The organism is Actinomadura viridis (assembly GCF_015751755.1).
Taxonomy (GTDB): Bacteria; Actinomycetota; Actinomycetes; order Streptosporangiales; family Streptosporangiaceae; genus Spirillospora; species Spirillospora viridis.
In genome coordinates, this window is the sequence record NZ_JADOUA010000001.1 from 2044798 (window position 1) to 2067250 (window position 22453).

The following is a 22453-nucleotide window of genomic DNA, read 5'->3' on the forward strand; positions in this document are numbered from 1 at the left end:
CGAGATATTACGCGGAGAATGCATTAAAGAGCCAATTGGCGTCATTTTAAATGCAATTCCGACTTGCCATGCTGGAATTGGAGGTGCCCGTCCGGGCCGTGGCGGAGCGTCGTGGCCGGACGGGCGGGAGCGGGCAGGGAGCGGGCAGGGAGCGGGCAGGGAGCGGGCGGGGTGTCGGGGGCGGGCCGGGTCAGGAGGCGGTACGGCGCATCGACTCGGAGATCCGGTCGGCGGCGGCCATCACCGGACCGGCGTGCAGGCGGCCGGGGGAGCGGGTGAGGCGTTCGAGCGGCCCGGAGACGGACACGGCGGCGATGACCCGGCCGCCCGCGCCGCGGATGGGCGCCGAGACCGAGCCGACCCCCTGCTCGCGTTCGCCCACGCTCTGCGCCCAGCCGCGGCGCCGTACCGACGCCAGCGTGGTGGCCTCGAACTTGGCGCCGCGCAGCCCCCGGTGCAGCCGGTCGGGGTCCTCCCAGGCGAGGAGGACCTGGGCGGCCGACCCGGCGGTCATGGGCAGCGCCGCCCCGACCGGGATGGTGTCGCGCAGGCCGCTGCTACGCTCGGCCGCCGCCACGCAGACCCGGACGTCGCCCTGGCGGCGGAACAGCGAGGCGCTCTCGCCGGTCAGGTCGCGCAGCTGGGCCAGGACGGGCTGGGCGATGGCCAGCAGCCGGTCCTCCCCGGCCGCCACGGCCAGCTCGGCCAGCCGCGGGCCGAGGATGAACCGGCCCTGGGTGTCGCGGTGCACGAGGCGGTGGTGCTCCAGCGCGACGGCGAGCCGGTGCGCGGTCGGCCGCGCCAGCCCGGTGGTCTGGACGAGCTGCGCGAGCGAGGCCGGGCCGGCCTCCAGCGCGTTCAGGACCAGAACCGCTTTGTCAAGTACGCCGACTCCGCTAGAGTTGTCCATGTCTTGATATTGGCGTCTCGTCATTTGAGATGCAAGCCAGGATGATCCAAGGTGATCCAGACCACGGCGCACCGGCGCGCCGGACGAGCAGGCGAGGTGGAGCGATGGGCCGCACACTGGCGGAGAAGGTGTACGACGCGCATGTCGTACGACGAGCCGAGGGCGAACCGGACCTGCTCTACATCGACCTCCACCTGGTCCACGAGGTCACCAGCCCGCAGGCGTTCGACGGCCTGCGGATGGCCGGCCGCAAGGTGCGCCGGCCGGAGCTGACGATCGCGACCGAGGACCACAACGTCCCGACCACCGACCTGCTCAAGCCGATCGCCGACGCGGTCTCCCGCACCCAGGTGGAGACCCTGCGCAAGAACTGCGCCGACTTCGGGATCCGGCTGCACCCGATGGGCGACGCCGGGCAGGGCATCGTGCACGTCATGGGCCCGCAGCTGGGCCTGACCCAGCCCGGCATGACGGTCGTGTGCGGCGACTCCCACACCTCCACCCACGGCGCGTTCGGGGCGCTGGCCTTCGGCATCGGCACCAGCGAGGTCGAGCACGTCCTCGCCACCCAGACGCTGCCGCAGATCCGGCCGAAGACCATGGCCGTGACCGTGAACGGCGCGCTGCCCGAGGGCGTCACCGCCAAGGACCTCATCCTGGCGATCATCGCCCGGATCGGCACCGGCGGCGGCCAGGGCCACATCATCGAGTACCGCGGCGAGGCCATCCGGTCGCTGTCGATGGAAGGCCGGATGACGGTCTGCAACATGTCCATCGAGGCCGGCGCCCGGGCCGGGATGATCGCCCCGGACGAGACCACGTTCGCCTACCTCGAGGGCCGCCCGCACGCGCCGTCCGGGGCCGACTGGGACCGCGCCGTCGAGCACTGGAAGTCCCTGCGCACCGACGACGACGCCGTCTTCGACACCGAGGTCGTGATCGACGCCTCGGAACTGACCCCGTTCGTCACCTGGGGCACCAACCCCGGGCAGGGCCTGCCGCTGGGCGAGTCGGTGCCCGACCCGGCCTCGTTCGGCGACCCGGCCGCGCGCCAGGCCGCCGAGCGCGCCCTGGAGTACATGGGCCTGACCGCCGGGACGCCGCTGCGCGAGATCGAGGTCGACACCGTCTTCGTCGGCTCCTGCACCAACGGCCGCATCGAGGACCTGCGCGCCGTGGCCGGGGTCCTGGAGGGGCGCAGGGTCGCCGACGGCGTCCGCATGCTCGTGGTGCCCGGGTCCATGGAGGTCAAGAGGCGGGCCGAGGAAGAGGGCCTGCACGAGGTCATCTCCGCCGCCGGCGCCGAGTGGCGCGAGGCCGGCTGCTCGATGTGCCTGGCGATGAACCCCGACAAGCTCGCCCCCGGCGAGCGCAGCGCGTCCACCTCCAACCGCAACTTCGAGGGCCGCCAGGGCCCCGGCGGCCGGACCCACCTGGTCTCGCCCGCCGTCGCCGCCGCCACCGCCGTCACCGGCCGCCTGGCCGCTCCCGCCGATCTCTGAGGACCCCGACCATGGAAGCCTTCACCACCCACACCGGCCGCGGCGTGCCGCTGCGCCGCAGCAACGTCGACACCGACCAGATCATCCCGGCCGTCTGGCTCAAGCAGGTCAGCCGCACCGGCTTCGACAAGGGCCTGTTCTCCGCCTGGCGCGAGGACCCGGGATTCGTGCTGAACCGGCCGGAGCACGAGGGCGCCAGCGTCCTGATCGCCGGGCCCGACTTCGGCACCGGATCCTCCCGCGAGCACGCCGTCTGGGCCCTGCAGCAGTACGGGTTCCGCGTCGTGATCGCGCCCCGCTTCGGCGACATCTTCCGCAACAACTCCACCAAGATGGGCCTGCTGCCGGTGATCCTGCCGGCCGAGACGGTCGAGGCGCTGCAGAGCCGGGCGGAGAACGACCCGTCGGCCGAGATCACCGTCGACCTGGGCGCCCGCGAGGTGCGCGCAGGCGACCTGACGGCCTCGTTCGAGATCGACGACTACACCCGGTGGCGCCTCATGGAGGGCCTGGACGACATCGGCCTCACGCTGCGCCACGCCGAGGACATCGCCGCGTTCGAGGAGCGCCGCAGCCCCTGGATGCCCGTGACGGCCTGAGACGCGAGGGCGGCCCGGCGCGCGCCCGTACGGCACCGTACGGGCGTCGCCTGAGGGCCGCCTGGCCTGCGTCATCGCCCCGGGGGACGGGTCCGGCACGGACCCGCCCCCGGGGCGCCGGCCTGCCCGCGGGCGGGCGGCGGGGCACCCCGGATGCACGAGCGCCGTTCCGTACAGAGGACAATTCCCTTAGTGCGGAGACACGCTCGACTCTTTTGGGGGCTTGGACATTGAGTGAACCGGAAGCACGGGGGACGGGCCCGTGGACCGGTCCTGAGTGGGACGACCCGGCGCTGACGCGGCTCGCGCAGCAACTGAGGGAGGCCCACAAGCTGGTCGCGCCGCTGCCCCCGGAGACCCGGCGGCGGCTCATCCGGCACCTGCTGGCGATCACCGATCTGGCGAAAAGGGACCCTGGACTGGCCGCACGCAGGCTGGACACGTTCCTCGCCGATTTCCGCGGGGCGCCCGAGGCCCGCTAGCGTGCGAGGTGGCCGGATCCGGTCCGGCGCCCGGCGAGACGGGGGCGAGACCGACAAAAACGCCTGCGACACGGGAACTCTTGCTTGCAGGTGATTGTGTCGGTGCTAGGGACCCTTTAGTTTCGTTCGGGCAAGGGGGGAACTAGAGGAGTAACCCATGAACAAGCGTGAGCTGGTCGACGCCATCTCTGACCGGCTGGGCAGCAAGAAGGCCGCAGCCGAGGCCGTCGACGCGATCCTGGAGACGATCCAGACCACGGTCGCCAAGGGCGACAAGGTCGCGATCACCGGGTTCGGTTCGTTCGAGAAGGCCGACCGGCCTGCCCGTACGGCCCGGAACCCCGCAACGGGCAAGACCATCCAGGTCCCCGCGACGTCGGTGCCCAAGTTCAAGGCGGGCGCCGACTTCAAGAACCTGGTGGCCGGCAAGAACTGACACCCGCGACAGCGCCCGGGGCCCGCGATCGTGCGGGCCCCGGGCGCTGTCGCGTTCCGGGCGTTCCGGAGGCGTTCCCGGGGGCTCAGCGGGCTTGATCTCCGCGACCCGCGACGGGCCTGCGAGGGACGCCGCCGTCAGCCGGGCGGCAGCGGGAACGTCGACAGGGTGATCACCGTGATCCGCCCGGTGTCGCCGTCCACGGCCAGGTTGACCCGCTGCCCGAAGCGCAGCAGCCGCAGGCCGCCCGCGGCGAACGCCTCGGCGTCGAAGGGCAGCTCGGTCCCGTCGTCGAGCAGGACGCTGCCCGACCGGGTACCGGCGTCGTAGGTACGGACCGTCCCCTGCATGCCAGCACCCTAACGCCGCGGGCCGGCTCCTCAGGCGGAGGGGCGCAGGGCCGGCAGCAGCCCGGCGACGGCGGCCGTGCGCGGGCCCGCCCCCAGCGCGAGCGCGGCGCGCAGATCGTCCAGGGTGTCGACGTCGCGCCGTAGGCCGTCGATGCCGCCGAGCGCCAGCTCCCGGGCACCGCGCGCGCGGTGCGCCGTCCGGGAGTCACGGCCGAACGCCGGCGCGAACGGGACACCGGGCCGCGCGGTGTAGAGCGTGGTCCCGACCCCGGCCGCGTCCGGCACGAACGCCTCGGGCACCAGCGCGGCGGCGTCGAGCGCGCGGCCCAGCTCGTCCGGGCGGAGCGCGGGAAGATCGGCCGAGAGCGCGCCCACGCCCGTCCCGGGGGCGCCCTCCCGGCCGCGGGCCGCCCCGTGGACCAGCGCGGGGTTGAGCCCGGCGCCGGGCTCGTCGGGGACCACCCGCGCGCCCAGCGCCCCCAGCTCGGCGGCGGGCACGGGGTCGTCGGTGACCACGATCACATCGCGGACCCGGGGGCACCGCAGCGCGGCGGCCACGGTGTCGGCCGCGACCGCCAGCGCCAGCGCCCGGCGGTGCGGGCCGGCCGCGCCTGCCAGGCGGGTCTTGGCCCTGGCCAGCACCTTGACGGGCACGACGATCGACCATTGGAGATGAGGCGCGCTGCGCTCTGCTGTAGACATGGCAACTCGACACTATGCACGAGCACCGCGACACTTGAGGACACCCCACGTCCACCGTGGGCCGACCGGGAAGGGGACGGGCATGAGCCGTGGGTACTCGCCGGCGTGGCGCAAGTTCACCATCGTCATCCTGCGCCCGCTGCTCTACGCGCTCCTGAAGAGGGAGTGGCGAGGACGTGACAACGTTCCCCGTGAGGGCGGCCTCATCATCGCCGCCAACCACATCTCGGAGTCCGACCCGCTGGCCCTGGCCCACTTCGTGTACGAGTCCGGCCGCTACCCGGTCTACCTCGCCAAGTCGACGTTGTTCGAGGTGAGGTTCCTGCGGAACGTGCTGCGCGGCACCGGCCAGATCCCCGTCTACCGCGACAGCGCCGACGCCGCGCTGGCGCTCCGGGACGCGGAGACGGCGCTGCTGGCGGGCGAGTGCCTGATGTTCTACCCGGAGGGCAGCTGCACGCGCGACCCCGAGCTGTGGCCGATGACCGGGCAGACGGGCGTGGCGCGGATGGCGTTGACGACCGGGGCCAAGGTCGTCCCGGTGGCGAGCTGGGGCGCGCACGAGCTGCTTCCGTACAAGAAGGGCGAGCAGCGCGGCCTGGCCGGCACCCTGAAGAAGGGCTTCCACCCCTTCCCGCGCAAGACGATGCGGGTGATCGCGGGCCCGCCGCTGGACTTCTCGCGGTTCGAGGGCCGGCCGCTGACCAAGGCGACCCTGCGCGAGGCCACCGACGAGATCATGCGCGCCATCGCCGATCTCCTCGGCGAGCTGCGCGGCCAGGAACCGCCCGGGGAGCTGTACGATCACCACAAGGTCCTGGAGGAGCGCCGCGGGGCCGAGCGCCCCGCCGGGGAGGAGGCTTGGTGACCTTCCGTACGGCCGTCATGGGCGCCGGTTCCTGGGGGACGGTGTTCGGCAAGCTGCTGCGCGACGCCGGCGGCGAGGTCACGGTATGGGGCAGGCGCGCCACCGTGGTGGAGTCGATCAACGAGCGGCACGAGAACCCCGACTACCTGCCCGGCATCGAGCTGCCCGCCGGCCTGCGCGCCACCACCGACGCCGCCGAGGCGCTGGAGGGGGCCGACTTCGTCGCGCTGGCCGTGCCCGCGCAGACGCTGCGCGAGAACCTGGCCGCCTGGGTGCCGCTGCTGCCCCCCGAGTCCGTCCTGGTCAGCCTGATGAAGGGCGTGGAGCTGGGCACCTGCCGCCGGATGTCGGAGGTGATCGGGGAGATCGCCGACGTCCCGGCCGAGCGCGTCGCGGTGTTCAGCGGCCCCAACCTGGCCCGCGAGATCGCCTCGCGGCAGCCCGGCGCCGCGGTCGCCGCGTGCGCGGACGAGTCCGCCGCGCAGCGGCTGCAGACCGCCGCCATGACGCCCTACTTCCGCGTCTACACCAGCACCGACGTGGTCGGCTGCGAGCTGGGCGGCGCGGTCAAGAACATCGTCGCCCTGTGCGTGGGGATGGCGGTCGGGCTGGGCTTCGGCGCCAGCACCCAGGCGGTGCTGATGACCCGCGGGCTCGCCGAGATCACCAGGCTGGGCGCCGCGCTGGGCGCCGACGAGCACACCTTCGCCGGGCTCGCCGGGATGGGCGACCTGGTCGGTACCTGCAGCTCGCCGCTGTCGCGCAACCGCACGTTCGGCGAGAACCTCGGCCGCGGCATGACGCTCGACGAGGTCATCACCGTGACCAAGCAGACCGCCGAGGGGGTCAAGTCCTCCGGCGCGGTGCTGGAACTGGCCCGCAAGCACAACGTCGAGATGCCGATCACCGAGGCCGTCGTCTCCGTGCTGCACGGCGGCGTCCCCATCAAGGACGCCGCCATCTCGCTCATCTCGCGTTCGCCCAAGCCGGAACGGTACGGGGTATGACCGCGCGCCGGCGCTCGTGGCCGATCCGGGCTGATCGACGGTAGGGTCGGGCGTCATGTCGCAGGTTTCACCCAAGATCCGCGTGGCCGTGGTGTTCGGCGGGCGCAGTTCCGAGCACTCCATCTCCTGCGTCACCGCGGGCGCGGTGCTGGCGGCGATCGACCGGACCCGCTACGACGTGGTGCCGGTCGGCATCGCCCGCGACGGCCGCTGGGTGCTCGCCCCCGAGGACCAGCGCCTGGCGATCGAGGACGGCCGGCTGCCCGAGGTGACCGGTGAGGGGAACGCCCTGGCGCTGCCGTTCGACCCCGACGCCGCCGGGCTGCTGGTGATCGAGCCCGGCCGGGTGCCCGCGACGCTCACCGGCGTGGACGTGGTGCTGCCGCTGCTGCACGGCCCGTACGGCGAGGACGGCACCATCCAGGGGATGCTCGACCTGGCCGGCGTCCGCTACGTCGGCGCCGGCGTGCTGGCCAGCGCGGTCGGCATGGACAAGGGGTTCATGAAGCTGGTGTGGCAGGCCCGCGGCCTGCCGGTCGGCCCGTACGTGCTGGTCGGCGACCGGCAGTGGCGCCGCGAGCGCAAGCGCATGCTCGACGAGATCAAGGAACTGGGCCTGCCGGTCTTCGTCAAGCCCGCCCGCGCCGGCTCCAGCATGGGCATCACCCGCGTCACCGCCGAGGAGGACCTGGAGGCCGCGGTCGAGGCCGCCCGCGAGCACGACCCCAAGGTCATCGTCGAGGCCGCGATCGAGGGCCGCGAGATCGAGTGCGGCGTCCTGCAGGGCCTGGACGACGGGCCGCCCGAGGCCAGCCTGCCCGCCGAGGTCGTGATCAGCGGCGGTGACGGCTTCTACGACTTCGAGACCAAGTACCTCGACTCCTCGCTGCGCCTGGACATCCCGCCGGACCTGCCCCGGGCCGCCGTCGAGGAGGTGCGGCGCCTGGCCGCCCAGGCGTTCGACGCGCTCGACTGCGAGGGCCTGGCCCGCGTCGACTTCTTCCACACCGCCGACGGGCGCTGGATCCTCAACGAGATCAACACCATGCCCGGGTTCACCCCCGCCTCGGCGTTCCCCCAGATGTGGGCCGCCACCGGCCTGGACTACCCGGCGCTGGTCGACCGCCTCATCCAGACCGCCCTGCGGCGGCCCGTCGGCCTGCGCTGACCGGCGAGGGAACCCCGGTCCCGGCACCCCCACGGACCGGAACCGGGGTGATCGACGCCCTCGAAGCCACGCCGCACCCCTTGGACGCGGGCCCGCCGGCGGCGGTTCCCGCGGGTTCCGGTGATCGGTGCCTTACTCAACCGTCAGAACGCCGAAACGACTCCGAAACAGCCGGTCCGGCAGGATTTCCTTATCCGATCGCATGCTCCCTCGGAAGGAATCCGCCTTGACGTCCACGCTCGCCGCGGCGCCGCCGGTCGTCCGCTTTCCCGGCCCGCCCGCAGTGCCCGGCTCGGCCACCCGGTCGGTACCCGGGCACAACCGCTGGCACCCGGACATCCCGGCCGTGGCCGAGGTGATCACGGGCGGCTCGGTCCGGATGGAGTGCGAGGGCGGCGTTCCCGGCGAGGACCCCGTCCTGTGCGGCCCCCTGGTCGTGGTGGGCGCGGAGCCGGGCGACGTGATCGTGGTGGACGTCATGGGCGTGGGCCGCTCGGACGGCGTGTACGCCCCGTTCGGGCACCCGGGCGTCATCGGCTGCGCCCCCGCGGCCGGGTCGCCGCGGTCCCCCGCCCCCGCCTCGGAGGAGGGCGTGCTGCTCGGCCACGTCCGGCCGGAGCTGCCCGAGTACGGGCGGATGGCCGCCGAGGCGGTCCGCGGCCGGGCGCGCGGCCGGGAGATCGGCGGCTGCGGCATCGCCAGGCTCGGCCCGGCGTCGCGGATCCTGCTGCCCGTCCACGTACGCGGCGCCAAGCTGTCGGTCGGCGACCTGCACTTCCCCGCCCGGGGCGGCGACGACTGCCGGTTCGCGGGACGGCCCGGCTGGATCGACCTCAGGGTGAACCTCACCCGGCGGGGCGTCGAGCGTTTCAACATCACCGGCCCGCTGCTGATGACCGGACCCGCGTGACGTTCAGGGGCAGCGCGGAGGGGCGGGGGTCGCCTAGGGTGGCAGTGTGATCGTTCGCCCGGCAACCTCCGATGACATCCCCGAGCTGATCCGCCTGCGCGAGCTGCTGTTCCGCCGCGTGCTCGAAGCGGGCGAGCCGCCGGCCGCCAGGGACTGGCGCAAGGAGTTCGCCCGCGACGTCAAGGAACGCCTCGGCGGATCCCTGGGCGTCTTCGTCGTGGACGGCGCGGAGGGGCGGCTGGCGGCCTGCGGCCTCGGCGTGATCGAGTACCGCCTCCCCGGCCCGTTCGAGGGCGGCGCGCTGTCCGGCTACGTCCTGGGCATGGTCACCGACCCCGCGTACCGCGGCCAGGGCTACGCCCGCATGATCATGCAGGAGCTGCTGGCGTGGTTCCGCGGCAAGGACGTCATCCGGGTCGACCTGCACGCCCCCGCCGAAGCCGCCGAGCTGTACCGCTCGATGGGCTTCCACGAACACCAGGTGGCCCTCACCTGGCACGCCCCCTGACCTGCGAGGACCCACAGGCCCCAAATAATTCGCTCACAAGTTCGAAGCTTTACCCAAAGTGATCACTCCTTTACCTATAGTGTCGGCGCCATGCCGACCCAACAACACGACGTCCTCGCCGAGTTGTTCCGCTTCTCACCGAGACTCGCGGCCGACCTCCTGGTGGACACGGGCGTCAAACTCCCCGAACTCGTCCGGGCGACCGACATCTCCGAGTCCTGCACGGACCTGAAGACCAGTGAGTTCGCCTCGGACCGGGCCGTACTGCTGGAGTTCGACGAGGGCCGCCTGGGCGTGGTCGTCGAGATCCAGCGCGCCATCGATGCGGAGAAGCACTACAGCTGGCCGCTCTACCAAGCCACCCTGCGTGCCAGGCAGCGCTGCCCGGCCACGCTCCTGGTGATCGCACCCGACCCCAAGGTCGCCGAGTGGTGCGCCGAGCCCATCGACACCGGCCACCCGGATTACGTGCTCCGGCCCGTAGTGCTCGAACCCGACCAGGTTCCGGTGATGACCGATCCCGAGAGCGTCGCCGAGGACCCCGCGCTGGGCATCCTCTCGGCGATGTATCACAGCGACGGACGCAGGGGAGAGGAAGTGCTCCAGGCGTCCTGGAAGGCCACGGTGGTCCTCGCGGAAAGGAACCGCGAGCTGGCCCGTCGCTACTATGACTACGTGGGCGCGGTCATCTCGGATGCCGCTCGGAAGTTCCTGGAGAACAAGATGAAGACCGAGACGCGTTACTACAGCGAGTTCTTCCGCAACGCCGAGGCCAAGGGCAAGGCCGAGGGCAAGGCCGAGGGCAAGGTGGAGCTGCTGCTCCGGATTCTGGAGGCTCGGGGGATCGAGCTGACGGATGAGCAGCGTGAGCGCATCTGCGGGTCGACCGATGGTGCCTGGCTGGACGAGTTGGGGCGGCGTGCTGCCGTGGCCGACTCGGCGGAGGGGCTGTTCGACTGAGGGAGGGCCCTGCTGTCGTGAGCCGCACGGAGACGCGTTACTACAGCGAGTTCTTCCGCAACGCCGAGGCCAAGGGCAAGGCCGAGGGCAAGGTGGAGCTGCTGCTCCGGATTCTGGAGGCTCGGGGGATCGAGCTGACGGATGAGCAGCGTGAGCGCATCTGCGGGTCGACCGATGGTGCCTGGCTGGACGAGTTGGGGCGGCGTGCTGCCGTGGCCGACTCGGCGGAGGGGCTGCTCGACTGAGGATGGCCGCTAAGTGCGGAGCGGGGTCATGACGGACGTCCTAGCGCGGCGAGGCCCAGGCGGGTCTCGTTGCGGAGGGCGTCCGCCTCGCTGAGGGACCACTGGTCGAGCAGCGAGCGCCGGGCGGCCTGCCGGGCGGGCCGGGGCAGGGCTGCGATCCTCTCCGCCCAGGCGAGTGCTTCGGGCAGCGCTCGGCCGGGTTCCACCAGGTGGTTGACGAGGCCGAGGGTGAGGGCCTCGGCGGCGGGGACGCGGCGGGCGGTCAGGAGCAGGTCCAGGGCGCGGGCCTGGCCGATGAGGCGGGCGAGGCGTACCGTGCCGCCGTCCAGGCACGGCAGGCCGTGACCCAGGTTGAGGACGCCGAACTCGGCGGTCGTCGAGGCCACGCGCAGGTCGCACCAGAGGGCGAGCTCGAATCCGCCGCCGAAGCAGTAGCCCTCGACGGCGGCGATGACCGGCTTGGACGCGGGGACGCGGGTGACGTTCATGGGAGGCGGCCCGTCCTCGGACGGCGGCGGCAGCTCGCCCGCGGCGAGGGCCTTCAGGTCGTTGCCGGCGCAGAACGTGCCGCCGGCCCCCGTGATCACGACGACGCTCACCTCGTCGTCGCGCTCGGCCGCGGCGACCGCCCGGCCGAGCGCCTCGGCCGCCGGGCCGTCCACGGCGTTGCGCCGTTCGGGCCGGTCGAGGGTGATGAGCAGGGACGGCCCCCGGCGCTCGGTCCGTACGGTCACGATGCCTCCCGGATATCTAGATCGATCGTCATAGTAGATAGATCGATCTAGTGAGGACAAGGGCTAGTCTGGCGTCCATGGCATCCGACACGCGCCGGCGGCTGCTGGAGGCCGCCGCCCAGCTCTTCCGCGAGCAGGGGTACGCGGCGACCGGCCTGAAGCAGATCACTTCGGTGGCCGGGGCCCCCTGGGGCTCCCTGTACCACTTCTTCCCGGGCGGCAAGGAGCAGCTGGGGGCCGAGGCGGTCGCGCATTCGGGCGCCCGGTACCTGAAGCTGTTCGACCTGGTGTACGAGCGGGCCGGTGACGAGGCGATCGTGCAGGCGGTGCACGACTTCTTCCAGCTGAGCGCCGAGGCGCTGGAGGCGTCGCGGTGGGCGGACGGGTGCCCGATCGCGACCGTGGCCCTGGAGGCGGCCGGCACCAGCGAGCCTCTCCGGCACGCGTGCGCCGAGGTCTTCGAGTCGTGGCGGGCGGCCGGGGCCCGGCGGTTCGTTCTGGCCGGTGTCGAGCCCGCCCGCGCCGGTGAGCTGGCGACCTACGTGCTGGCCGCGCTGGAGGGGGCGATCGTGCTCAGCCGGGCGCGGCACGACACCGGGCCGCTCCGCGTCACCGCCGGGATCGTGGCGGGGACGCTGCGTACCGAACTGGGCGGGTGAGCAGCGTCACGAAAAGGAGGCGTTGCCGGGCCGGGGCCGACGGGCTAGCGTCTTGGACTACCTGTCAATAAGTCCAGGGGTCGCCATATGCCCATGGCCGGGAAGCCCGTCGCGGAGCCGGAGAACCTCGTGCTGCGGGCGCGTGACGTCCGGTTCGACTGGTCGGGCGTGCCGCTGCACTGGATCCCCGGTGATCCGGCGGCCACCCATCTGATCAACGTGCTGCACCTGCTGCTGCCGGCGGGCGAGGAATGGTTCGTCCGGGTGTTCAAGCAGGCGCTGCCCCATGTGCGCGACGAGCGGCTCCGCCAGGACGTGCTGGGGTTCATCGGCCAGGAGGCCGTGCACGCGGCCTCGCACGACGCGGTGCTGGACCACTTCGTCGAGCAGGGCCTGGACGTGCGCCCGTTCGTCCGCCAGGTGGAGTTCATGTTCGAGGGGCTGCTGGGCGACCGCGGCCTGGAGGGGCCGCGGGCGCGGGTCTGGCTGAACGAGCGGGTCGCCATCATCGCCGCCATCGAGCACTTCACCGGCGTGCTCGGCGACTGGGTCCTCAACGCCGGCGCGCTGGACGCGGCGGGCGCGGACCCGATGATGCTGGACCTGCTGCGCTGGCACGGGGCCGAGGAGGTCGAGCACCGGCACGTCGCGTACGACCTGTTCACCCACCTGGACGGCTCGTACGTCGCCCGGATCCGCGCCATGGCCCAGACGATCGTGATGCTGGCGTCCCTCTGGCAGCGCGGGCACCGGTTCCTGATGGCCGGGGACCCCGTTCTGAAGGGCCGGGTCAAGGGCGGGCTTCACCACCTGCGGCGGACGGGACCGGCCGGCCTGACCCCGAGCCGCCGCCTGGTCGGAGCCTCGGTGCGGCGCTACCTCCAGCGGTCCTACAGCCCGCTGGGCGAGGGCTCCACCGCCCAGGCCCTGACCTACCTGGCCTCCTCGCCGGCCGCGCGGGCGGCGCTGCGGTGAGGCGCCTGGAGCCACCGCCCGACCTGCGCGGACGCCGGGCCCGTGACCCGTTCTGGGTCGCGGTGACCGCGTACTTCAACGGTGTTCAGCGGGTCCGCGGGATGCTCAGGCCGGCGGTCCCGGAGGTACGCCCGGTCGACCGGACGCTGACGCTGGTCGTCCAGGAGGTACGGCGGGAGGCCGAGGACGTGGTGAGCCTGCGGCTGGGCGCGCTCGGCGGCGGCGCGCTCCCGCACTGGCAGCCGGGCTGCCACCTGGACCTGCGGCTGCCGTCGGGGCGCCGCCGCCAGTACTCGCTGTGCGGGGACCCCGCCGACCGCCGCGCGTACCGGATCGCCGTGCGGCGCCTGCCGGACGGCGGGGGCGGCTCGGCCGAGGTCCACCGTGCGCTCACCGAGGGCACGGTGATCAGCGCCGAGGGGCCGCGCAACGCCTTCCCGTTCCTGGCCCGCGAGCGTCACCTGTTCATCGCGGGAGGCATCGGCATCACCCCGATCCTGCCGATGGTGCGCGCCGCGCACGACCTCGGAGCCGACTGGCGGCTGGTCTACACCGGCCGGACCCGCGGCTCTCTGCCGTTCCTGGACGAGCTGCGCGCGCTGCCCCCGGAACGGATCGAGGTCCGGACCGACGACCGGGACGGGGTGCCGGACGCGGCCGGGCTGCTGCGCGGGGCGCCTCCGGACGCGGCCGTGTACTGCTGCGGGCCCGCCCCGATGATCGACGCGGTACGGGCCGCGTTCGTCCCCGGCGCCGGGACCCTCCACTACGAACGGTTCGCCCCGGCGCCCGTGGCCGATGGGCGGCCCTTCCAGGTGGAGTTGCGGAGGAGCGGGCTGACCCTGGACGTGCCCGCCGACCGTTCGGCGCTCGACGTCATCCGGGACGTGCTGCCCGATGTCGCGTACTCGTGCCGGCAGGGCTTCTGCGGCACCTGCCGCGTCGTCCTGCTCGCGGGGGAGGCCGACCAGCGGGCTCCCTCGGATCCGGACGGCGACTCGCTGCTCGTCTGCGTCTCCCGGGCGAGGGCCGGCCGGCTCACCCTCGATCTCTGAAGCGCCGCCAAGGGTCCGGGACGCCTTTCCGGACGGTGCCCGAAAGGGGTGCCGATGATGAGCGTAGAAAAGGGATTGCGCGAATCGCGCCGGGATGGCAATCTAGGACCTGTCAGCCCGGAAGACCGGGAATGGCAGCAGAACTTCGAGAGGAGGACCGGCCATGGAGCGCCTACTTTATCGACTGCCCGAGGCGTCACTCGCCCTCCCCGGCCGGTACCCCCGCTCCTGAGCTCTCTCCGGCCGCGCGGGCCGCGGTGACGCCGCCCTCGACCCTTGCGCGCGGCTCTACTCCAACAGGCAGAGAGGCCACTCTCAGGAAGTGGATGCTCCGGGTTCGAATCCCGGGAGCCGCACTACGCCCCCGTCGCCCAACAGGCAGAGGCGCCTGCCCGAGGAGCAGGAATGGTGCGGGTTCGACTCCCGCCGGGGGTACGGAGAACAATTCTCAAGGGGCGGCGCCGACGTCGGAGAGTCGGGTCCGGCTGTAACCCGGTTGCCTCGCGCTGAGTGGGTTCGAATCCCACCCGCCCCACTTTTCTCTGTCCATTCTCCGGTGTTTTTCGCTGGCGAATTCCGGGCCGGCCGGCGCGCGTCTTCCGGGAGCCGGCCCGCCGGGTACCTGCCGAAAGTCCAGGGTGCCCGGCGACGAACGGGCACTGCGCCCGCCGCCCGCTCCTTCCTAACGTGATCGGATGATCACACTTGAGGGGCTGACCAAGCGTTACGGCGACGCCACCGCCGTGGACGGCCTGACCCTGAGCGTCGAGCCCGGCCTGGTCACCGGGTTCCTCGGCCCGAACGGGGCGGGGAAGTCGACCACGATGCGGATGATCCTGGGACTGGACCGGCCGACCGCGGGAACGGCACTGATCCGCGGCCGCCGGTACGCCGAGTTCAGGCACCCGCTGCGCGAGGTGGGCGCGCTGCTGGACGCCAAGGCGGTGCATCCCGGCCGCGGCGCCCGGGCGCACCTGCGGGCGATGGCGTACAGCAACGGGATCCCGGTCTCCAGGGTCGAGGAGGTCCTGGCGGTGGTGGGGCTGGCCGGGGTCTCGGGAAAGCGGGCCGGGACTTTCTCGCTGGGCATGGGGCAGCGGCTGGGCATCGCGGGCGCGCTGCTGGGCGATCCGGGGGTCCTGATGTTCGACGAGCCGGTCAACGGCCTGGACCCCGACGGGGTCCGCTGGGTGCGCGAGCTGATGCGGTCCCTGGCCGCCGAGGGGCGGACGGTGCTGGTCTCCAGCCATCTGATGAGCGAGATGGAGCTGACCGCCGACCGGCTGGTCGTGATCGGGAAGGGGCGGCTGCTGGCCGACGCGCCGATCGCCGAGGTGCTGGCGGCCAGTTCGCGGCACCGGGTGCGGGTGCGCGGGCCGCGGCCCGAGGGGATGGACGCGCTGGCCGCGGGGCTGGCCGGACGGGCCGCGGACGTCGAGCGGGTCTCGGCGGGCGAACTGCTGGTCTCGGGCGTTCCGGCCGAGACGGTCGGTGAACTGGCCCACGGGCTGGGTGTCCTGCTGCACGAACTCAGCCCGCAGGAGGCCACCTTGGAACAGGCGTACATGGAACTGACCGCGGGGAGCGTCGAGTACGCGGCGGCGCAGGGGGAGGGCCTGTGAGCGGATTCGCGTCCACCCGCCTGGAGCCCGCGTCCGGTGGCGGCCTGCGGGGTGCCGTGCGGGCCGAGTGGAGCAAGACCTGGTCGGTGCGCAGCACCTGGTGGTGCCTGCTCGCGGGGGGCGTCCTGATGGGGCTGGGGGCCGTCCAGTTCTCCATCTTCACCGTCAACGCCAACGGCAACGACGACCCGTCCGACGACAAGGGCGTGGTCGCGGTCGGGCTGATCCCGATGGCGGCGCTCGATCTGGTGCAGTACGCGCTGATCGGTCTCGCCATGTTGCTCATCACCGCCGAGTACGCGGGCGGCGTCATCCGCACCACGTTGCAGTGGGTGCCGCGGCGGGGTGTGATGCTGCTGGCCAAGACCGCGGTGGCGGCCGTGGCAGGGGGCGTGGCGGGCATCGTTCTGGCCGTCCTCGGGACCGCCGTGGCGGTGCCGATGCTGGGGCGCTGGGGCCGGTTCGAGGTGGCCGGCTGGCTGGGCGACATCCTCGCGGTCGGGTGCTACATCGCTCTGATCAGCGTGTTCACGCTGGGGCTCGGCGCCGCGCTGCGCAGCGGGGTGGGCACCCTGATCGCGGTGTTTCTGCTTCTCGCGGTGCTGCCCGCGGTGCTGCAGGCGAGCGACGTCACGGTGCTCGAGCGGGCCGCCGGCTACCTGCCCGGCGTCGCCGGCGCGTCGTTCATGCGCGGCGAGAACGAGGCCTATCCGTCCTGGGTGGGCCTGCCGATCCTCGCGTGCTGGGCCGCCGCGGCCGTGGCCGCCGGGTACGCGACGCTCCGCCGCCGGGACGCCTAGACACCTGCTGGAACCACCTCTTACGGGTAATAACAGTGCAAAACTTGCCCGTCACTCACGGTGACTTAATCGTTACCCCCGGACAGGCGTTCACCACCCCCGCACTGCTGGAAGCGCCTGTCCTGCCACGGTTGAGGGGAGGGTGCGGGGTTTCCCGGCCGAGGGTTTCGGGCCGGACGGCGCGGGTCCGGTGCCGTGGCCGGTGGGGTCACGGCCGGCCGGAGGTTCGCGGGCCGGTTGACGGGGCAAGGGCCGAACAACGCCCTGGCCGCTGGAGCGGCGGGAGGGCGCGGTTCGCGCCCTCCCGCCGTGACCGGGACGGGGCGGGGCCGGGGCCGGTCGCCGGTGCCGGCCCCGTCACCGGCGCCGGATGGGGGCGTCGACCGTGGAGGCGATGTACGCGTGGGGGAGTGGACGGTGATCGGTACGGTCACGCTCGCGGCCGTTCCCGAGAGCGTCGCGGAGGCGCGGAGCTTCGCGGCGGCGCTGCTGGCGGGGGACTTGCGCGCCGAGACCGCGGAGCTGCTGATCTCCGAGGCGTGCACCAACAGCGTCGTCCACTCCGAGTCCCGGTTCGGCGGCAAGTTCACGCTCCGGCTCTGCGCCGCCGGGGACGCGCTCCGCTGCGAGGTCGTGGACGACGGGAGCCAGACCGTGCCCGTCCGGCGTGACGGCGAGGACGACGAGCCCCGCGAGAACGGCTACGGCGTGATGCTGATCGAGACGCTGGCCGACCGGTCGGGCCACTTCCTGGACGACGGCCGCCTCTGCGCCTGGTTCGAACTCGACTGAGCCCTCGCTTCCCGGCGGGGCGGTGAGTCCGCTCTCGCCTGCCTTGATCCGTCTTGCGCCGAAGGCCGCCGACTCGATACTTTTACTCCAAGTATTTTCGTTCCAAGCTACTTGGTGGTGAAGCGTGCGGGTCGGGGTGCTCGGGCACGGGGCGATCGGGGCGAAGGTCGCCGGGGTGCTGCGCGCGGGCGGGGTGCCCGGCGCCGAGCTGACGGCGGTGCTCCGCCGCGACGGCCGCGACGGCCGGGACGGGCGGGCCGTTGGCGGGGGCGCCGACGCCGGCGTCCCCGAGCTGGTGCGCGACGCCCGCGAGCTGGCCGAGGCCGCCGACGTGGTGGTGGAGGCCGCCGGGCAGGACGCGCTCCGCCGGTACGGGCCCGGCATCCTGGACGCCGGCCGCGACCTGGTCGCGGTGTCGGTCGGGGCGCTGGCCGACGACGTCCTCTTCACGCGGCTCCGCCGGGCCCCCGGGCGGCTGCTGGTGTGCCCGGGGGCGCTGGGCGGGCTGGACGTCGTCCGGTCGGCCGCGCTCGGCGGGCCGCTGCGGTCGGTCCGGCTCACCTCGGCCAAGAAGCCCGCCTCGCTGGTGCAGCCGTGGATGGACGCCGGGCTGGCGGAACGGCTGCGCGCCCTGGCGCCCGGCCAGGAGCCCGTCGTCCTGCACGACGGATCCGCCCGCGAGGCCGCCGCCCGTTTCCCCAGGAACGCCAACGTCGCGGCCACGCTGGCGCTGGCCGCCGGCGACTGGGACATCGTGCGGGTACGGCTCGTCGCCGATCCCGGCGCCGCGCTCACCCGGCATGTCGTGGAGTTCGCCGGAGAGGTCGGGGAGTACCGCTTCGAGCTGGCCCACCTGCCCGATCCCGCCAACCCGGCCACGAGCGGGCTGGTGCCGTACGCGGTGCTGCGGACCCTGGGCGACCTGAGCGCCTCGTGGCGGGTCGCGTGATCCGGGACGCCGGGGCGGGGGAGCCGCTGCTGTGCCTGCACGGGATCGGGTCCGGCGGCGCCGCGTTCGACGCCGTCACGCCGCTGCTGGCCGACCGGTTCCGGGTCATCGCCCGGGACGCGCCCGGCTACGCCTCCGCCGCCGATCCCCCCGGCCCGCCCGGCATGGACGGCTACGCGGACGCGGCCGTCGCCGTCCTCGACGGGCTGGGGCTCGAACGCGCCCACGTGCTGGGCGTCTCCTGGGGCGGGGTGATCGCCGCGCGGATCGCGCTGCGGCACCCGGACCGGCTCCGATCCCTGATCCTGGCCGACTCCACCCGCGGCTCGGGCACCTCCCCGGAGAAGGCCGCGGCGATGCGGGCGCGCGGCGCCGAACTCGCCGGGCTGGGCCCGGCCGCGTTCGCCCGGCGGCGCGCGGCCCGGCTGCTGTCGCCCGCGGCGACCCCCCGGGAGGTCGCGCGGGTGGCGGAGGCGATGGCGGCGGCCGTCCGCATGCCCGGGTACGGGTACGCGGCCGAGTCGATGGCGGCCACCGACCACGGGCCGCTGCTGGGCCGGATCCGCGCCCGCGCCCTCGTGCTCGTCGGCGAGCACGACGCCGTCTGCCCGCCCGCCGAGAGCCGGCTCATCGCCGCCGCCGTGCCCGGCGCGCGGTACGCCGAGATCCCCGGCGCCGGCCATCTGTCCAACCAGGAACGGCCCGCGGAGTTCGCCCGGGCCGTACGCGACTTCCTCGTTCCCGACGACCTCCACCTCCCTGACGACAACGAAGGAGCACTCTCATGACCGATCTCGACGCCCTCATCGACTCGTGCATCGCCGGCCGGGACAGCCGCCTGGAGGACTGGGACACGCTGGGGTTCCAGGCCAAGGCGGGCGAGGAGTTCCGGCGGGCGCAGATCCGCTACATCGGGTCGGGGGCCACCGGTGACCACGACACCGACAAGCGGATCCTGCCCTCGGAGCACTTCACCTTCTCCAACATGCGGCTTCCGGCCGGGGCGATCGGGCCCGAGCACACCCACCACGACGTGGAGGAGGTGTTCTTCGTCCTGGAGGGAGAGCTGGAGGTGACCGTCCACGACGTGGAGGACGGCACCAGGACCGCCTCCCGGGTGCTGGGCTACCGGGACCTGATCCGGGTGCCGGCGGGGGTCCCGCGCAGCCTGCGCAACATCGGTGACTCCGACGCGCTGTTCTGCGTGATCATCGGCGCCCGCAGGCCGCAGCTGCCCACCTACCCGCCGACCTCCCCGATGCACGGCGTCACCCGCGACTGACCCGCGGGGACGCGAACGAGCCGAAGGGCGCGCCCGGACCGCAACGGCGGGGCGCGCCCTTCCTCCATGTCCCGGAACCTCACCGGGCCGATCTCAGGGGACCAGCACGAACTTGCGGCCCTCCCCCGAGGCGAACCGCTCGTACGCCTCGCCCGCCCGGTCCAGGGGGACGGGGGTGGCGCGGACCACGTCGCCGATCGACAGCCCGCCGCGCAGGACGGCGGCGGCCAGCTCGTCCTGGTAGCGCCGCACGGGGGTGGCGCCCGAGGTCACGGTGATCGCCTTGGACCAGATCCCGCCGAGCCAGACGCCGAGCTCGGGCCGTTCCCCGGGCGGCCCGGCCGGGTAGACGCCGGGGATGGAGATCGTCCCGCCGTGCCGCACCACGCCCACCACGTCGTTGAGCGCGGCGGCCCGGTCGCCCGAGGCGCCCACGCAGTCGATGCCCGCGTCCACGTACGGGGCGCCGAGGATCTCCGCGACCGCGTCCGGGAGCGCGCCGCCCGCCAGGTCGGCGGTGGCGAAGCCGCTCGCGCGGGCGTGCGCGAGGCGCTCGCCGTTGACGTCGCCGACGATCACCGTCGCCGCGCCCAGCAGCCGGCAGGCCGCCGCGCAGGCCAGCCCGACCGGCCCGGCGCCGGCGACGTACACCGACGTGCCGGGCCCGACCCGGGCGCCCCGGGCCGCGTGGTAGCCGGTCGGGAGGACGTCGCCGAGCAGGGCCACGTCCAGGAGCCGCTCGCGGGCCTGGGCGGGGTCGGGCAGGACGTGCAGGTTGAAGTCGGCGTACGGCACGAGGGCGTACTCGGCCTGGAGCCCGGCCCAGCCGCCGAAGCCCTCGCCCATCCCGTACGTGGCGCCCGGCCGGGACGGGTTGGCGCGCCCGCAGTGGCCGGTGCGCCCGGACCGGCAGGCGGCGCAGCGCCCGCACGCCACGTTGAACGGCACCGAGCACACGTCGCCGGGCCGGACCCGCTCGACGTCCCGGCCCGCCTCGACCACGACCCCGGTCAGCTCGTGCCCCAGGACCATGCCGGGCACGGCGCCGGGCCCGCGCAGGGTGTGCAGGTCGGAGCCGCACACGCCGGTCGCCAGCGTCCGGACGATCACACCGTGGTCGCAGCGCCGGGGCAGCACGCCGGGGCCCGGCCGTACCTCCAGGGAGGGCATCGGAGCCTCGCCCAGATCGGCACGGCCGGGCCCCGCGTACACCACGGCCCGCTGGGAGCCGCCGCTCACAGCGATCCCGACGCCTCGAACGCCCGGCCGCTCTTCCTGCCGGGGACCAGGAGCCGTTCCAGCACCTCGACCATGACGAACAGCACGAAACCGATCACCGTCAGCCAGGCGATCGAGGCGAACACCGTGAGGCTGTCCATGTCGCCGCGGGCGGTGATGAGCAGCACGCCCAGGCCCGTGTCGGCGCCGACGAACTCGGCCACCACGGCGCCGACCACGGCCAGCGTGATGCCGACCTTGATGCCGGCGAAGATGCTGGGCAGCGCCCAGGGCCAGCGGATCTTCCAGAACGCCTGCCAGCGGCTCGCGCCCATCGAGCGCACCAGCATCAGGCTCTCCGGGCGGGCCGCCTTGAAGCCCACCAGCGAGTCGATGACCACCGGGAAGAAGCAGATCAGCGCCACCATCAGGATCTTGGGCAGCTGCCCGAACCCGAACCAGATGATGAACAGCGGCGCGATCGCCACCTTGGGCACCACCTGGGCGATGATCAGCAGCGGGTACACCGCGCGCCGCACCACGCCGCTGTAGACCATCGCCACCGCGATCGGCAGCGCGATCGCGATGGCCAGCGCGAAGCCGACGAAGATCGCGATGATGGTCGGCACGGACTGCTCGGCGAACACGCCGAAGTCGCCGAACATCTTGGCCACGACGTCGCCGGGGGCGGGGAGCACGTACTCCTCCACCCCGCCGAACGACACCAGCGCCTGCCAGGCCGCGACGAGCAGCACGACCAGCGCGATCGGCAGCGCCCAGTCGGCGAACCGCGACTCCAGCAGCCGGCGCCTCGCGCGCCGCCGCGGGCCGCCGTTCGCGGGGGCCGCCGCCGGCCCGTTCTCCGTGGGGGACGCGGGCGCGACGGTGGCCGCGCCCTTCTGCGGTACGGGGCTCACGTGCGCTCCTCCGTCAGGACGCCGAGGTTCTCGAAGACGCCGCGGATCTCACCGACCAGGTCGGTGAACTCCCGGCCGCCGCGCGCGCTCAGCGGGCGCGGCCGGTCCAGCGGTACCCGGAACTCGGCCGCGATGCGGGCCGGGCGGGGGGAGAAGACCAGCACCCGGTCGGCCAGGAACACCGCCTCGTCGATGCTGTGGGTCACGAACACCACGGTCTTGCGGCGTTCCATCCACAGCCGCTGCAGGTCGATCTGGATCTGGTCGCGGGTCAGCGCGTCGAGGGCGCCGAACGGCTCGTCCATCACCAGGATCTCGGGGTCGTGCAGCAGCGCCCGGCACAGCGCCACCCGCTGCTGCATGCCGCCCGACAGCTCCTCGGGGTAGTGGGTCTCGAACCCGCCGAGCCCGACCTGGTCCAGCAGCTCGCGGGCGCGGGCGGCGGCCTCGTCCTTGGGGGAGCGGCGGATCTCCGACTGGAGCAGGACGTTCTGCAGGGCGGTCCGCCAGGGGAGCAGCTCGGCGCTCTGGAAGACGATGCCCAGGTCGGTGTACGGCTTGAGCACGGCCTCGCCGGCGACCCGGACCTGCCCGGAGGTGGGCTGGGTCAGCCCGGCCAGGGCCATCAGCAGCGTGCTCTTGCCGCAGCCGCTGGGCCCGACGATGGCCAGGAACTCGCCCCGGTCGAGCCGGAAGGACATCTCGCTGACCGCGGTGACCACGCCGCCCGCGGTGTCGAAGGACTTGGTGAACCGGTCGAACTCCACGAACGGCGGGACCGTGGCCGGATCGGCTGGGGACAT

At 73.3% G+C, this 22453-nt stretch carries 27 protein-coding genes and 3 tRNA genes; 23 read left to right on the forward strand and 7 right to left on the reverse strand.

The annotated features are described in order from the left end of the window. Positions 1 to 190: 190 nt before the first annotated feature. Complete coding sequence (locus IW256_RS09040; protein WP_197010519.1) at positions 191 to 910, reverse strand: IclR family transcriptional regulator; 720 nt, start codon at positions 908 to 910, stop codon at positions 191 to 193. A gap of 104 nt (positions 911 to 1014) precedes the next feature. Here IW256_RS09040 and leuC point away from each other — a divergent pair, with 104 nt between their 5' ends. The 4 genes from leuC (at position 1015) to IW256_RS09060 (ending at position 3929) form a co-directional block, all read left to right on the forward strand. Next, positions 1015 to 2412, forward strand: coding sequence for a 3-isopropylmalate dehydratase large subunit (gene leuC, locus IW256_RS09045; RefSeq protein WP_197010520.1), 1398 nt, complete (start codon positions 1015 to 1017; stop codon positions 2410 to 2412). A gap of 11 nt (positions 2413 to 2423) precedes the next feature. Next, positions 2424 to 3011 carry a 3-isopropylmalate dehydratase small subunit gene (gene leuD / locus IW256_RS09050; protein ID WP_197010521.1) on the forward strand — a complete coding sequence of 196 codons (588 nt, stop codon included), beginning with the start codon at positions 2424 to 2426 and terminating at the stop codon, positions 3009 to 3011. 230 nt (positions 3012 to 3241) lie between these two features. Then, positions 3242 to 3493: an SCO5555 family protein gene (locus IW256_RS09055; protein WP_197010522.1), complete on the forward strand. Its 252-nt coding sequence runs from the start codon at positions 3242 to 3244 to the stop codon at positions 3491 to 3493. Between the two features lie 157 nt (positions 3494 to 3650). After that, positions 3651 to 3929: an HU family DNA-binding protein gene (locus IW256_RS09060; RefSeq protein ID WP_197010523.1), complete on the forward strand. Its 279-nt coding sequence runs from the start codon at positions 3651 to 3653 to the stop codon at positions 3927 to 3929. A gap of 137 nt (positions 3930 to 4066) precedes the next feature. Here IW256_RS09060 and IW256_RS09065 read toward each other — a convergent pair whose 3' ends face one another. Beyond that, positions 4067 to 4279 carry a hypothetical protein gene (locus IW256_RS09065; protein WP_197010524.1) on the reverse strand — a complete coding sequence of 71 codons (213 nt, stop codon included), beginning with the start codon at positions 4277 to 4279 and terminating at the stop codon, positions 4067 to 4069. 30 nt (positions 4280 to 4309) lie between these two features. Next, positions 4310 to 4981 (reverse strand): 2-phospho-L-lactate guanylyltransferase, encoded by a 672-nt coding sequence (gene cofC / locus IW256_RS09070; RefSeq protein ID WP_197010525.1) that lies wholly within the window; start codon positions 4979 to 4981, stop codon positions 4310 to 4312. An 82-nt stretch (positions 4982 to 5063) separates the two neighbouring features. Between cofC and IW256_RS09075 the strand changes: the two genes are divergently transcribed. The 7 genes from IW256_RS09075 to IW256_RS09105 all read left to right on the forward strand — a co-directional run bounded on the left by IW256_RS09075 (position 5064) and on the right by IW256_RS09105 (position 10647). Continuing rightward, entirely contained in the window at positions 5064 to 5849 is a 786-nt protein-coding gene (locus tag IW256_RS09075; protein WP_197010526.1) for a lysophospholipid acyltransferase family protein, read from the forward strand. A 17-nt stretch (positions 5850 to 5866) separates the two neighbouring features. Next, entirely contained in the window at positions 5867 to 6856 is a 990-nt protein-coding gene (locus tag IW256_RS09080) for an NAD(P)H-dependent glycerol-3-phosphate dehydrogenase (protein WP_197016198.1), read from the forward strand. A gap of 55 nt (positions 6857 to 6911) precedes the next feature. Further along, positions 6912 to 8024: a D-alanine--D-alanine ligase family protein gene (locus tag IW256_RS09085; RefSeq protein ID WP_197010527.1), complete on the forward strand. Its 1113-nt coding sequence runs from the start codon at positions 6912 to 6914 to the stop codon at positions 8022 to 8024. A 226-nt stretch (positions 8025 to 8250) separates the two neighbouring features. Then, positions 8251 to 8934 (forward strand): acetamidase/formamidase family protein, encoded by a 684-nt coding sequence (locus IW256_RS09090; RefSeq protein WP_231403710.1) that lies wholly within the window; start codon positions 8251 to 8253, stop codon positions 8932 to 8934. A 46-nt stretch (positions 8935 to 8980) separates the two neighbouring features. After that, the gene (locus IW256_RS09095; RefSeq protein ID WP_197010529.1) at positions 8981 to 9442 is read left to right on the forward strand and encodes a GNAT family N-acetyltransferase; all 462 of its coding nucleotides are present in this window, start codon (positions 8981 to 8983) and stop codon (positions 9440 to 9442) included. Between the two features lie 90 nt (positions 9443 to 9532). Next, positions 9533 to 10402, forward strand: coding sequence for a hypothetical protein (locus IW256_RS09100; protein WP_197010530.1), 870 nt, complete (start codon positions 9533 to 9535; stop codon positions 10400 to 10402). A gap of 17 nt (positions 10403 to 10419) precedes the next feature. Further along, a complete protein-coding gene (locus IW256_RS09105; RefSeq protein ID WP_197010531.1) occupies positions 10420 to 10647 on the forward strand; it encodes a hypothetical protein in 228 nt (75 codons plus the stop codon). A 26-nt stretch (positions 10648 to 10673) separates the two neighbouring features. Here the strand turns inward: IW256_RS09105 and IW256_RS09110 are convergent, their stop codons facing one another. After that, a complete protein-coding gene (locus IW256_RS09110) occupies positions 10674 to 11381 on the reverse strand; it encodes an enoyl-CoA hydratase-related protein (protein WP_197010532.1) in 708 nt (235 codons plus the stop codon). Positions 11382 to 11458: 77 nt separating this feature from the next. Here IW256_RS09110 and IW256_RS09115 point away from each other — a divergent pair, with 77 nt between their 5' ends. From IW256_RS09115 to IW256_RS09170, 12 genes are all read left to right on the forward strand, one after another. Beyond that, positions 11459 to 12040 carry a TetR/AcrR family transcriptional regulator gene (locus tag IW256_RS09115; RefSeq protein ID WP_197010533.1) on the forward strand — a complete coding sequence of 194 codons (582 nt, stop codon included), beginning with the start codon at positions 11459 to 11461 and terminating at the stop codon, positions 12038 to 12040. 93 nt (positions 12041 to 12133) lie between these two features. Next, complete coding sequence (locus tag IW256_RS09120; RefSeq protein WP_197010534.1) at positions 12134 to 13015, forward strand: metal-dependent hydrolase; 882 nt, start codon at positions 12134 to 12136, stop codon at positions 13013 to 13015. Then, on the forward strand, positions 13012 to 14070 hold the full coding sequence (locus IW256_RS09125; protein ID WP_307828810.1) for a PDR/VanB family oxidoreductase: 1059 nt from the start codon (positions 13012 to 13014) through the stop codon (positions 14068 to 14070). Before IW256_RS09120 ends, IW256_RS09125 begins: the two co-directional genes overlap by 4 nt. A 282-nt stretch (positions 14071 to 14352) precedes the next feature. Further along, positions 14353 to 14426, forward strand: a tRNA-Leu gene (locus IW256_RS09130). 4 nt (positions 14427 to 14430) lie between these two features. After that, positions 14431 to 14505 (forward strand) — tRNA-Leu (locus IW256_RS09135). Positions 14506 to 14522: 17 nt separating this feature from the next. Then, a tRNA-Tyr gene (locus IW256_RS09140) sits at positions 14523 to 14605 on the forward strand. A 160-nt stretch (positions 14606 to 14765) separates the two neighbouring features. After that, a complete protein-coding gene (locus tag IW256_RS09145; RefSeq protein WP_197010535.1) occupies positions 14766 to 15692 on the forward strand; it encodes an ABC transporter ATP-binding protein in 927 nt (308 codons plus the stop codon). Continuing rightward, complete coding sequence (locus IW256_RS09150) at positions 15689 to 16492, forward strand: hypothetical protein (RefSeq protein ID WP_197010536.1); 804 nt, start codon at positions 15689 to 15691, stop codon at positions 16490 to 16492. Before IW256_RS09145 ends, IW256_RS09150 begins: the two co-directional genes overlap by 4 nt. A 417-nt stretch (positions 16493 to 16909) precedes the next feature. Then, a complete protein-coding gene (locus IW256_RS09155; RefSeq protein ID WP_197010537.1) occupies positions 16910 to 17284 on the forward strand; it encodes an ATP-binding protein in 375 nt (124 codons plus the stop codon). A gap of 124 nt (positions 17285 to 17408) precedes the next feature. Continuing rightward, positions 17409 to 18233, forward strand: a complete 825-nt coding sequence (locus IW256_RS42685) for an aspartate dehydrogenase domain-containing protein (RefSeq protein WP_197010538.1) — start codon at positions 17409 to 17411, stop codon at positions 18231 to 18233. Beyond that, entirely contained in the window at positions 18218 to 19021 is an 804-nt protein-coding gene (locus IW256_RS09165; RefSeq protein ID WP_197010539.1) for an alpha/beta fold hydrolase, read from the forward strand. Before IW256_RS42685 ends, IW256_RS09165 begins: the two co-directional genes overlap by 16 nt. Further along, a complete protein-coding gene (locus IW256_RS09170; RefSeq protein WP_197010540.1) occupies positions 19018 to 19515 on the forward strand; it encodes a cupin domain-containing protein in 498 nt (165 codons plus the stop codon). Before IW256_RS09165 ends, IW256_RS09170 begins: the two co-directional genes overlap by 4 nt. Before the next feature lie 93 nt (positions 19516 to 19608). On the opposite strand, the gene IW256_RS09175 is transcribed toward IW256_RS09170, so the two are convergent. The 3 genes from IW256_RS09175 to IW256_RS09185 are packed head-to-tail and all read right to left on the reverse strand — an operon-like array spanning position 19609 to position 22453. Continuing rightward, complete coding sequence (locus IW256_RS09175; RefSeq protein WP_307828811.1) at positions 19609 to 20754, reverse strand: alcohol dehydrogenase catalytic domain-containing protein; 1146 nt, start codon at positions 20752 to 20754, stop codon at positions 19609 to 19611. Continuing rightward, complete coding sequence (locus IW256_RS40965) at positions 20751 to 21650, reverse strand: ABC transporter permease (protein ID WP_197010541.1); 900 nt, start codon at positions 21648 to 21650, stop codon at positions 20751 to 20753. The genes IW256_RS09175 and IW256_RS40965 overlap by 4 nt, the downstream gene beginning before the upstream one ends. Then, positions 21647 to 22453: an ABC transporter ATP-binding protein gene (locus IW256_RS09185; protein ID WP_197010542.1), complete on the reverse strand. Its 807-nt coding sequence runs from the start codon at positions 22451 to 22453 to the stop codon at positions 21647 to 21649. The genes IW256_RS40965 and IW256_RS09185 overlap by 4 nt, the downstream gene beginning before the upstream one ends.

Bases quoted from the DNA above. Each gene is read 5' to 3' on its own strand.
- leuD (WP_197010521.1), top strand. From the start codon at position 2,424: ATGGAAGCCTTCACCACCCACACCGGCCGCGGCGTGCCGCTGCGCCGC.
- IW256_RS09100 (WP_197010530.1), top strand. From the start codon at position 9,533: ATGCCGACCCAACAACACGACGTCCTCGCCGAGTTGTTCCGCTTCTCA.
- leuC (WP_197010520.1), top strand. From the start codon at position 1,015: ATGGGCCGCACACTGGCGGAGAAGGTGTACGACGCGCATGTCGTACGA.
- IW256_RS09065 (WP_197010524.1), bottom strand. From the start codon at position 4,279: ATGCAGGGGACGGTCCGTACCTACGACGCCGGTACCCGGTCGGGCAGC.
- IW256_RS09145 (WP_197010535.1), top strand. From the start codon at position 14,766: ATGATCACACTTGAGGGGCTGACCAAGCGTTACGGCGACGCCACCGCC.
- IW256_RS09080 (WP_197016198.1), top strand. From the start codon at position 5,867: ATGGGCGCCGGTTCCTGGGGGACGGTGTTCGGCAAGCTGCTGCGCGAC.
- IW256_RS09085 (WP_197010527.1), top strand. From the start codon at position 6,912: ATGTCGCAGGTTTCACCCAAGATCCGCGTGGCCGTGGTGTTCGGCGGG.
- IW256_RS09185 (WP_197010542.1), bottom strand. From the start codon at position 22,453: ATGTCCCCAGCCGATCCGGCCACGGTCCCGCCGTTCGTGGAGTTCGAC.
- IW256_RS09115 (WP_197010533.1), top strand. From the start codon at position 11,459: ATGGCATCCGACACGCGCCGGCGGCTGCTGGAGGCCGCCGCCCAGCTC.
- IW256_RS09120 (WP_197010534.1), top strand. From the start codon at position 12,134: ATGGCCGGGAAGCCCGTCGCGGAGCCGGAGAACCTCGTGCTGCGGGCG.
- IW256_RS09040 (WP_197010519.1), bottom strand. From the start codon at position 910: ATGGACAACTCTAGCGGAGTCGGCGTACTTGACAAAGCGGTTCTGGTC.
- cofC (WP_197010525.1), bottom strand. From the start codon at position 4,981: ATGTCTACAGCAGAGCGCAGCGCGCCTCATCTCCAATGGTCGATCGTC.
- IW256_RS09060 (WP_197010523.1), top strand. From the start codon at position 3,651: ATGAACAAGCGTGAGCTGGTCGACGCCATCTCTGACCGGCTGGGCAGC.
- IW256_RS09075 (WP_197010526.1), top strand. From the start codon at position 5,064: ATGAGCCGTGGGTACTCGCCGGCGTGGCGCAAGTTCACCATCGTCATC.
- IW256_RS09170 (WP_197010540.1), top strand. From the start codon at position 19,018: ATGACCGATCTCGACGCCCTCATCGACTCGTGCATCGCCGGCCGGGAC.